The sequence below is a fragment of the Corallococcus sp. CA054B genome (genome assembly GCF_003611625.1).
Taxonomy (GTDB): Bacteria; Myxococcota; Myxococcia; order Myxococcales; family Myxococcaceae; genus Corallococcus; species Corallococcus coralloides.
Genome location: NZ_RAVY01000311.1, coordinates 1 through 7,272 on the forward strand (window position 1 = coordinate 1; position 7,272 = coordinate 7,272).

At 71.1% G+C, this 7,272-nt stretch carries 9 protein-coding genes; 5 read left to right on the plus strand and 4 right to left on the minus strand.

The window, feature by feature from the left end; genetic code table 11:
* Positions 1-48 precede the first annotated feature (48 nt).
* Both D7V80_RS39395 and D7V80_RS39400 read right to left on the minus strand, forming a co-directional pair.
* The gene (locus D7V80_RS39395) at positions 49-819 is read right to left on the minus strand and encodes a hypothetical protein (protein ID WP_120592932.1); all 771 of its coding nucleotides are present in this window, start codon (positions 817-819) and stop codon (positions 49-51) included.
* Entirely contained in the window at positions 816-1,817 is a 1,002-nt protein-coding gene (locus D7V80_RS39400; protein ID WP_120592933.1) for a site-2 protease family protein, read from the minus strand. Before D7V80_RS39400 ends, D7V80_RS39395 begins: the two co-directional genes overlap by 4 nt.
* A 215-nt stretch (positions 1,818-2,032) precedes the next feature.
* Between D7V80_RS39400 and D7V80_RS39405 the strand changes: the two genes are divergently transcribed.
* The 3 genes from D7V80_RS39405 (at position 2,033) to D7V80_RS39415 (ending at position 4,049) form a co-directional block, all read left to right on the plus strand.
* Positions 2,033-2,380, plus strand: a complete 348-nt coding sequence (locus D7V80_RS39405; protein WP_014400083.1) for a hypothetical protein — start codon at positions 2,033-2,035, stop codon at positions 2,378-2,380.
* A gap of 87 nt (positions 2,381-2,467) precedes the next feature.
* Positions 2,468-3,289, plus strand: a complete 822-nt coding sequence (locus tag D7V80_RS39410; protein WP_120592934.1) for a hypothetical protein — start codon at positions 2,468-2,470, stop codon at positions 3,287-3,289.
* A gap of 46 nt (positions 3,290-3,335) precedes the next feature.
* Positions 3,336-4,049 (plus strand): HAD family hydrolase, encoded by a 714-nt coding sequence (locus D7V80_RS39415; RefSeq protein ID WP_014400085.1) that lies wholly within the window; start codon positions 3,336-3,338, stop codon positions 4,047-4,049.
* A 72-nt stretch (positions 4,050-4,121) separates the two neighbouring features.
* On the opposite strand, the gene D7V80_RS39420 is transcribed toward D7V80_RS39415, so the two are convergent.
* Entirely contained in the window at positions 4,122-4,577 is a 456-nt protein-coding gene (locus D7V80_RS39420) for a transcriptional regulator (RefSeq protein WP_120592935.1), read from the minus strand.
* A gap of 285 nt (positions 4,578-4,862) precedes the next feature.
* On the opposite strand from D7V80_RS39420, the gene D7V80_RS39425 reads away from it, so the two are divergent.
* Positions 4,863-5,795 (plus strand): lipid kinase, encoded by a 933-nt coding sequence (locus D7V80_RS39425; protein WP_120592936.1) that lies wholly within the window; start codon positions 4,863-4,865, stop codon positions 5,793-5,795.
* A 4-nt stretch (positions 5,796-5,799) separates the two neighbouring features.
* On the opposite strand, the gene hrcA is transcribed toward D7V80_RS39425, so the two are convergent.
* Positions 5,800-6,831, minus strand: coding sequence for a heat-inducible transcriptional repressor HrcA (hrcA, locus tag D7V80_RS39430; RefSeq protein WP_120592937.1), 1,032 nt, complete (start codon positions 6,829-6,831; stop codon positions 5,800-5,802).
* A 204-nt stretch (positions 6,832-7,035) separates the two neighbouring features.
* Between hrcA and D7V80_RS39435 the strand changes: the two genes are divergently transcribed.
* The coding region (locus tag D7V80_RS39435) for an EamA family transporter (protein WP_147447373.1) at positions 7,036-7,272 on the plus strand (237 nt) is incomplete at its 3' end.

Sequence of the window (7,272 nt, forward strand, 5' to 3'; positions counted from 1 at the left end):
CGCCCGCCCGGGAAGCGGGCCGGCCAGCGCTCCAGCCCTGCCCGCCGCCTAGAAGGACCCGCGCATCATCTGGACGAGCACCAGCAGCATCACCAGCGACACCACCAGCACGACGCCCATCACCACGGTCTTCACCTTGCGCCCCAGCGCCGGTGACGGTCCGTCGGAGGCGAGCGTCGTCGCCATCGTCACCCGGCGCACCACCTCATCCCGCCCGCGCAGCGCCTGGGCGTCGCTCGGTGCCCGGGCCAGCCGCATGCGGTACAGCCGGCCCACCATGGCCATCTCGCCCCGCATCATCCCCTGGGACAGCAGGCGGTCGTGCGCGTCCCAGTCGTGCCAGGTCTCCAGCAGCTCGCGCCACTCCCGGGCCAGGCCTTCGGAGGGCTGGTGCTCGTCCGGGATGAAGTTGGCGTAGACCAGTCCGCACGCCGAACAGGACCCGGCGTCGTCGCGCATGGGCGCCACGCACTTGGGACAGTGGCCCGGCGGCGCCTGGAAGAGGTCTCCGTCCAGCGCGAGCGGGGCCGCGGCGGGCGCATCCGGGCGCACCACCCGCAGCGCGGTGACGCTGGGCCGCGAGGGAGGCGGCGGAGGAGGGCCCGCGTAGGGCGCCGTCAGCGGCACCGCCACCGCGAGGTCCTCCACCCCGTCACCCTCCAGAGTGGGCGTGGGCCGTGGGGAGGCCGGCTTGGAGAGGGAAGGCGCCGCCCGCGTCCAGGCGCCACACGCCGGGCACGCCACGGCCAGCGCGTGGTCCTCCAGGACGTAGGTCTCCACCTTGACCAGCCGATCGCAGCCTTCGCACTGGTACTTCATGACCACACCTCTCGCAGGGGGACGGGCATCGCGCACCCTACCAGCGCCAGCAGGCACAGCGCGCAGATGACCTTGCGCGAGGCGCTCAGGGGCTCCTCCGGCCGCAACACCTCCGGGTGGCCGAAGCCCACGACCTTGCTGGCCACCACCAGCCACAGGCCCCACGACGCGGTGACGAACAGCGTGAGGAAGAGCAGCACCGCCGCCACGCCCTGGCCCACGTGGCGGGCCTTGGGCCCCAGCACCGCGAACGTCAGGTGCCCGCCGTCCAGCTGCCCCACCGGCAGCAGGTTGAGCAGCGTCACCAGCAGGCCGAACCACGCCGCCATCACCACCGGGTGCACCACCACGTCCTTGCCCTCCGGCAGGGGGCCCAGCGCCAGCCACGTCAGCGCCTTCATGACCAGGTTGTCGCCAAAGAGCGTCTGGTGGCTCGTGTAGACGGGCTCCATCGCGGGCGGCGCCTGCGTCAGCTTCTCCATCACCCAGCGCAGCAGGTCCTGTCCCAGCACCCACAGCGACGACTCGCCGGGGAACGCGGACGGCACCGGCGGCGAGTCCACCACCGTGGAGTGCAACAGCCCCCAGTAGAGCAGGGGCAGCGCCACCACCAGCCCCGCCAGCGGCCCCGCGGCGCCAATGTCCACCAGCGCGTTGCGCGTGGGAATGCGCCCGCGCAGCCGGATGACCGCGCCCAGCGTGCCCAGGCTCCCCGGGACCGGCAGCGGGATGAAGTACGGCAGTGACGTGTCCACCCGGTGCCACCGCGCGAGCACGTAGTGCCCCATCTCGTGCGAGCCCAGGATGGCGAGCAGCGACCCGCTGAAGAACAGCGCCTGGGTCCGGTCCTCCGCGAGCAGCCCGGCCCCGCTGAACGGGAACGAGCGGCCAAAGAGCAGCAGGTACGCGAGGAACGTCGTCCCCAGCGTCACCGCGAAGAGCAGCAGGTGCAGCCAGACGCGGGCCGGGGCGGGACGTGGAGCGGAAACCGGGTGCATGCGCGAAGATGCCTCACCTGCGCGAGAGGGGCGACCGGTTCAGCGCCGCCCGGCGGATGAAGTGTCCAACAGAACTCGGAATAAGCCGCCCCGGGTCCTTGACTTGAAAAAGCCTTCTGCTACGAACCGCGCCGCTTGAGGTTTTACCGAACGGCGGAGCGCCCGTCCGGGCCGCTCCGCCACCATCCAAGCCACCGTCAGTTGGGGAGATAACCATGAAGAAGTTCATCCTGTCCGCCGTTGCCGCCGCCTCCCTCGTGGGCTGCACCAGCGTCGAGTCCGCCATCGTCTCCGGCTCCGAGATCGCCGCCAACGGTGAGGCCGTGGCCGTCATCCAGGGCAGCTCGCTGGGCCTGACCGCGATCTTCCACATCATCGACATCGTCCAGAGCGACCTGGACACGGTGGTCAACCGCCTCCTCATCACCGAGGCGAAGGCCATGGGCGCCTCCAAGGTGGACCTGAAGTCGGCGAGCACCACGCCCCGTCACGGCATCTTCGCCCTGTTCGGCACCATCATCGGCATCACCAGCTCCTCCGCGACCGGCGTGGCGGTGAAGTAGTCCGAAGCTGCCTCCTCACCGAGGCAGTCCGAAGGCCCCCTGGGAACAGCGGGGCCTTTTCCATTTCCAGCCCTCGGGAGTTCCCCCATGCGCGCCCTCCTCCTCGTGCCCCTCGTGGGCGTCCTCGCGTGCCGTTCGTCCTCGTCCGGAGGCGCGAACGACGCGGAGCTGATGGCCCAGGTGCGAGAGAAGCTGGCCGCGCGCGACGCGAAGCTTGTGGCCTACCAGCTGGAGGGCACCCAGACGGAGGGGGACACCGCCTCCGCGGGCTTCACCTTCGCGTACCGCGCGCCCCAGAAGATGCGCGGCACCGTGTCCGCGCCCCAGGCCCGGCAGGTGTGGTGGGACGGCAAGCACCTGTACGAGCAGGTGGAGGCGACGAAGCAGTTCACCACCTTCACGTCCCAGGTCTCCGCGGAGAAGCTGTCCGCGTTCCTCACCGAAATCTTCACCCCCTTCGTGCCGGACGGCTTCCGCGCGCCGCTGCTGCTGCGCAGCACGAAGGCGAAGCGCACCTCCGGCCTGCCCCAGGCGAAGGAGGCCGTGGAGCTGACCATGGCGCTGGAGGGCGAGGCGGGCGGCGGCCTGGAGGTGACGTACGTGCTGCGCTGGCCCTCGCTGGACTTCCTGGCCAAGAAGACGCGCGCGCCGGACGGCACCCGGGCGGAGGTGCGGATGGAGGAGGAGCACTGCGACGCGTCCCTGGGGCTGTGCGTGCCCCAGAAGCTCACGCGCTGGGTGGGGGACGCGAAGCAGGGGGAGACGGTGCTGTCGAAGGTGGACCTGAAGACGTCGCTGCCCAACGACGCGTTCACCCCCGCCGCTCCGGACGGATACAGCGTGCAGACCCGGACACTCGTGGACAGCGAAGCGCAGGAGAGTGGACCGAAGTCACCCACGGGCGGTTGACCGGCACGTCGCCCATCGCCACCTTGGCGGCGGAGGTTTGCCGCGCATGGTCGAGAACGTCATCTTCGACGTGGATGGGACGCTGGTGGATTCCGTGGACGAGCACGCCGAGGCCTGGCGCCGGTCGTTCATCGAGTTCGGGCGGGACATCCCGTTTGCCCACGTGCGCAGCCAGATTGGCAAGGGCGCCGACCAGCTGTTGCCCGTCTTCTTCAACGACGAGGAGCTGGAGCGCTTCGGCAAGGACCTGGAGGAGGACCGCTCCGCGCGCTTCAAGCGCGAGTTCCTGCCCAAGGTGCGCGCCTTCCCGCGCGTGAAGGAATTGTTCCAGCTGCTGCGCAAGCGCGGCCGCAAGATTGCCCTGGCCTCCAGCGCCAAGGACGACGAGCTCAAGCGCTACGTGGAGCTGTGCGGCATCGACGGCCTGTTCGAGGCGAAGACGGCCAAGGACGAGGTCGACAAGAGCAAGCCGCACCCGGACATCTTCGAGGCGGCGCTCGCGAAGCTGGGCAAGCCGGACCCCGCCACGGTGGTGGTGGTGGGTGACACGCCCTACGACGCGCTGGCCGCGGGCAAGCTGCACCTGGCGTCCGTGGGCGTGCTGTGCGGCGGCTTCCGCGCGGAGGACCTGCGCACGGCCGGGTGCCGCACGCTGGTGAAGGACCCCGCGGAGCTGCTGCGCCGCCTGGAAGCGGAGCCCGAAATCTGGCCCTGGGACGCCGCGTCGCGGGACACCACCAAGGACGAGGAGTCGCGCTGAGGCGCGTGCTGGGCTGAAGGCGTCCCCGGCGGCCACGGACAAAGCGTGGCCACCGGTGGAGCCCTTCAGGAGCTACTTGCGCGAACCGCCCCGCTTCGCGCGTGAACGGGACGCCGTGCTCTTGCGAGCCGTCCCCCGGCGCGCGGTGCTCTTGCGGGCCGTGGAGCGCTTGCCGGCGGTGCCGGTGCGCGAGGTGGCCTTGCGGCCGGTGGTGGTGCGCCGGGCCCGGGTGGGCGCGGCCTTCCTGCGGCTGGAGGAGGTGCTCTTCTTCGCGGTCGCGGCGCGGCGCTTGCCGCCCACGCGTCCGGCCTTGCGCGCGTTCTTGCGGGCCGCGGGGCGCCGGCGGGCCGCCTTCGCCTTGCTGCCGGAGCCGCCCTTCATGCCGCCACCGGTGAGCTTGTTCACGGTGGCCCACGCGCGGGCCTCCGCGGTCTTCTCGCTGGTGCCCTTGTCCTCGTAGCCCTTCTCGATGTGCTCGGCCATGCGCTTCTGCTTCGCCGAGTACCGGGTCTTGCTTCCTCGTGCCATTCAATACCCTCCTGGAGAACGTCCCGGCGCGGGTCCGAGGCACGGAGTCCGCGTCGCCTGGAAGGTGAACACGCCTACCCAGGGAGGGAACCCGCCAGCACCCTACCCCTGTCCACCCGTGGAACCTCTCCGCGTGCAGCCGGTGGGGAATGGACAGTGCGCCTGCCCTTTCCGCATGGGTCCCGCTGGTGCCCTGGGACGATCGTGCGCAGCTTGGAGGCGCTGCATCCAAAGCCGAGGTTTCCTCTGGAACCCGCACTCAACGCGCCTCCGCGCCTTCGTCACATGGATGAAGGGCCCGCGGTCCTGGTGGTGAATACGCGCTCGCGCTCGGGGCGCGACGCCTTCGAGCACGCCCGTGAGCTGCTGGCCGAACACGGCATCCCGCTCATGGCCGCGCACGCGCTGGCGCGGCCCAAGCGCCTGCGCAAGGTGGTGGAGGAGGCCATTGCCCAGGGGGCCCGCCGCGTCCTCGTGGGAGGAGGCGACGGCACCATCAGCTGCGCGGCGCAGGCCCTGATGGGGCGCGACGTGACGCTGGGCGTGGTGCCGCTGGGCACCGGCAACGACTTCGCCCGCTCGCTGGGCATCCCGGACACGCTGGAGGCCGCGTGTGACGTCATCGCCGGGGGCTACACGGCGCGCGTGGACGTGGGGCTCGTCAACGGGCGGCCCTTCCTCAACGCCGCCAGCCTGGGGCTCACCACCGCCATCGCGAAGCGGCTCACGCAGGAGTTGAAGCAGCGCGCCGGCAAGCTGGCCTATCCCATGGCCGCCGCCGCGGAGATGCGCACGCTGCAGCCCTTCCACGTCCGGCTCCAGGCGGAAGGCCAGACGCTGGAGGTGGACGCGCTCCAGCTGGTGGTGGGCAACGGCCGCTACCACGGCGCGGGCAACATGGTGGCGCCGGACGCGACGCTGGACGACCGCCGCTTCCACGTCTACGCCATCACCGCGCCCTCCGTGGCGGACGGCGGCGAGCGCACGGGGCTGGGCCACCTGCAGGACGTGGCCACGCTGGCGCGCGTGGCGCTGGGCATGCGGAGCGGCGGGCACCTGGAGCACGAGTCCGTCGTGCACCTGCACGCCTCCCGGCTCGTCGTGGAGACGGACCCGCCCATGGAGATGAACGCGGACGGGGAGAACGTGGGCATGACGCCCATGCGCTTCGAGGTCGCCCCCGCGGCGCTGCGCGTCTACGCGCCCGCGCCGCAGTAGGCCGCTACACCTTCTCCAGCACGCTGGAGAGCACCTGGGCGGTGAAGTTCACCAGGGGAATCACGCGCCGGTAGTCCATGCGCGTGGGCCCGATGACGCCCACCGTGCCCAGCACCGCCTCCGCCGTGCCGTAGGGGCTGGCGATGACGGTGAGGTCTCCGGCGGCGGAGAACTCGCTCTCCGCGCCGATGAAGACGTGCATCTCCTTCGTGCGCTGCACGCGGTCCAGGAGGTGCAGCAGCTTGTGCTTCTCATCCAGGGCGCGGAACAGCGCGCGGATGCGCTCCACGTCCGCGAACTCCGGCTGCTCCAGGAAGGAGCCGGTGCCTTCGATGAGCACGCGCTCCGGCGTCTGCAGGTCGGTGGCGGCGGCGCCCAGGCGGAGGGCCTTGGCGGTGAGCGCGTTGTAGAGGGCCTGCTCCTGGTCCATCTCCGCGCGGATGCGCTCGCGCGCCTCTTCCAGGGGCACCTGGTGCAGCAGCTCGGAGAGGTAGTTGCTGGCCTTGATGAGCTCGTCGGACGTCACCGGGAAGTCCACGGTGAGGGCCTTGTTGTGCACCTGGCCGTTCTGGCCCACCAGGATGGCGAGCACGCGGTTCTCGCGCAGGCGCAGGAACTCGATGCGCTGGAACCGGGCGGCGTCGGGGCGGGGCGTGAGGACGACGCCCGCATGGCGCGTGAGCGAGTGCAGCACGCGGCTGGCCTCCGACAGCACCTCGTCCAGGCTGGACTCATGGACGAGGCCGGCGTGGATGAGCTCGCGGTCGCGGGGGGCGGGGTCGCGCAGCTTCACCAGGGTGTCCACGTAGAAGCGGTAGCCCCGGTCGGTGGGCACGCGGCCGGCGGACGTGTGGGGCTTCTCCAGGAAGCCCAGGGCCTCCAGGTCGGCGAGCACGTTGCGCATGGTCGCGGAGGAGACCTCGAACTCTCCGCGGCGCGTCAGTTGCTGACTGCCGACCGGGCCGCCGGTGGTGATGTACTCCTGCACCACGGCTCGGAGGACTTCCTTCTCGCGCTCACCCAATTCGTCGGGCATTCCCGCTCACGCTCCGGGGGCTGTCGGCCCGACCTCCGGGTCTTCATGCCTCCTGTAGAATTCTAAAAGGGACGCCCGGGGCATTCAATTGGGAGGGGCCTTCCGGAGGGCAGGCAGGCGAGGCGCTGGTCCGCCGGCCTGTGTGGCGGGTACGGCAAAGCGCACATCGCACGGGAGGGAGGCGGGGGTTAGAAGGCCGCCGCCGTGACGACCGCGACCGTGACCCCCGACGTAGCCGAGCCCACGCCCCACCGGGGCCGCCTGCTGTTCAGCCTCTTCGCGCTCTACGTCATCTGGGGGTCGACCTACCTGGCGATGCGGTTCGCGCTGACGGGCTTTCCGCCGTTCCGGATGGCGGGGATGCGCTTCCTCCTGGCGGGCGGGGTGTTGTTCGCGGGGTTGCGGCTGAAGGGGCAGCCGGGGCCGGGCCTGCGGCAGTGG